Raw genomic sequence first — 1,330 nt, 5'->3', positions numbered from 1 at the left:
CACGGTTCGGTGCTGGTTTCATGTTCCGGGGTGCAAAAAACTGCGCGCGGCTTAAAGCAGAAACTGGCCGTCCTCGTAGATTGCGCGCCTGCCGCCGCCGGGAAGCAAGGCGGTGACTCGTTTCTTTTCGGTGTTCACGAGATCCCAGTGCATGTGTGATGAATTGAAGCCCAGCTCCTCCTCGCGTTCCGCGGTGAGCTCCTGCGGCGGTCCTGCGAAGCTGGCGGCGGAAGCTCCGCCAAGGGCGATGTGGCAGTTTCCCGCCTCGCCCCCGTAGTTCTCGTCCAGCAGGGTGTGGGCCATGAAACGCTTCACGCGGGAGATGCGATTGTCTGTGAGCGAGAACTCGCCCACGCGCCTGGCCCCGCCGTCGGACTCCACGCGGCCGGCAAGGAAGGCCTCGCCCTGCGCCGCCTGGACATTCACGGCAATCCCGCCATGGAACTCCAAGCGCACCTTTGAAACCTGGCGGCCCCAGCGGATGCTCGGCTGATCGGCGTAGTACACGCCGGACACAGTGCGCCAGTCCGGTGCCAGGTACAGCTCGAAGCCTGGGACGTTCCGGCCAGTGAAGCCCACGAAGCGGCGCTTGTCGCCGGGGCAGAGGGTCAGGTCCATGTTCTCGCTCTCAATGTGCAAGCGTTCGATTTTGAGGCTGTCCAGCCATTTGGCGATATCGGCCAGCTCCTTTCGCACGCGTTTCCACTGGCCTACGGGATCGGGCATGAAAAGCAGGCAGGCGCGCGCCAGGCGCTCGGCGTACTCGGGCAGCGGCATGCCGCTGGCCTTGGCCAGGGCGCTTGTGGGGTACAGGCACACTGTGGAGCCCAGCAGGCCCGCGCGGCGGCGGCGGTCCAGCACCCTTGCAGCGCGCAGTTCGCTCTTCTCGCCCTCGTCGATGCTGCTCGGGTCAACCTCGCTCAGGCTGCCCAGATCGTCCGGCGCAAGGATGGTGACCACGCCTGCGGTTGCGCGGTGCAGGTCGCATAGGCCGGGCTGGGCGAAGGTGAGCTGGCCGAAGCTGGAGTTTCCGAAGTGCTGGGCCTGCATGAAACTTGTGGGCATGGCCTGGGGAAGGGGGTGCAGGTGCGCGTCCATGAGCGCGGCGTAGACCGCCTCTGCCAGAGGGGTGGCGGCCATGTCGAACCGCAAAAGCACCAGCTCCCCGTTTTTGAAGGGCACGGCACGGGAGGTGCGCAAGGCCCACACGAGGACATCGGCGTAGTTGGCCAGGGTGTCGGGGGTGAGGTGGGGCAAGGGTTCCTCCGCGCGGGGGCTCGGGCGGGTAAGGCTTTAGGGGTTCGGCAGGGCGGCAACAGCCTGAAGCAGC

General features: G+C 66.2%; 1 protein-coding gene. It reads right to left on the bottom strand.

From position 1 onward, the window contains the following. Positions 1 to 51: 51 nt before the first annotated feature. Positions 52 to 1,257, bottom strand: coding sequence for an aminopeptidase (locus Q8O35_RS12890; RefSeq protein ID WP_305573963.1), 1,206 nt, complete (start codon positions 1,255 to 1,257; stop codon positions 52 to 54). Positions 1,258 to 1,330: the final 73 nt, after the last annotated feature.

The sequence above is a fragment of the Humidesulfovibrio sp. genome, from assembly GCF_030689645.1.
GTDB lineage: Bacteria > Desulfobacterota > Desulfovibrionia > Desulfovibrionales > Desulfovibrionaceae > Humidesulfovibrio.
This window is presented reverse-complemented; position numbering and strand designations above follow the sequence as displayed.